The organism is Mesorhizobium sp. M7A.F.Ca.US.006.01.1.1, from assembly GCF_003997935.1.
Classification (GTDB): domain Bacteria; phylum Pseudomonadota; class Alphaproteobacteria; order Rhizobiales; family Rhizobiaceae; genus Mesorhizobium.
Genome location: NZ_RZQL01000528.1, coordinates 1 through 594, shown reverse-complemented (window position 1 = coordinate 594; position 594 = coordinate 1). Strand labels below are relative to the sequence as shown.

1 pseudogene is annotated in these 594 nt (G+C 66.5%); it reads right to left on the bottom strand.

The annotated features are described in order from the left end of the window. Positions 1–532: pseudogene (gene gltD, locus EN943_RS37330) on the bottom strand (glutamate synthase); the annotation flags it as partial. Positions 533–594 lie beyond the last annotated feature (62 nt).

The window sequence follows — 594 nt, the reverse complement described above, 5'->3', positions numbered from 1 at the left end:
GCGCAAGCCGATCGCCGGCAGCGAATTCGTCATCCGCGCCGATGAATTCGAGCGTCGCCACCTGGAATTCGCGCTCCGCGCCTTCGGCCTGCGAAGACGAGGTGCGCATCTTGGTCGCCCAGTAGGGCCAGACCGAAAGCTTGTCTTCCTTCTCCGGCGGCTGCGGGCGGATGTCGAGCTGGGTGACGCGCACCGCGCCCTGGCGGAAGGCCGTGCCGACACAGTCGGACGCGGTATCGCCGCCGCCGACGACGACGACATGCTGACCGCCGGCGATGATCGGATGCGACGGCCACGCCACCGACTGGATCGGTTCGCCGCCGACCCGCCTGTTCTGCTGCACCAGATAGGGCATCGCGTCATGCACGCCGCCGAGATCGTCGCCCGGAATGCCGGCCGCGCGTGGCGTTTCCGAGCCGCCGCAATAGAGCACGGCATCATGTTCGGCGAGCAGCTCGGCAACCGGCTTGTCGACACCGACATTGACGCCGCAATGGAAGGTCACGCCCTCCCCCTGCATCTGCTCGATGCGCTACGGCATTCCCGACTTCAAGATCGAGAAGCACTATATCGACCGGCGCATCGAGCAGATGC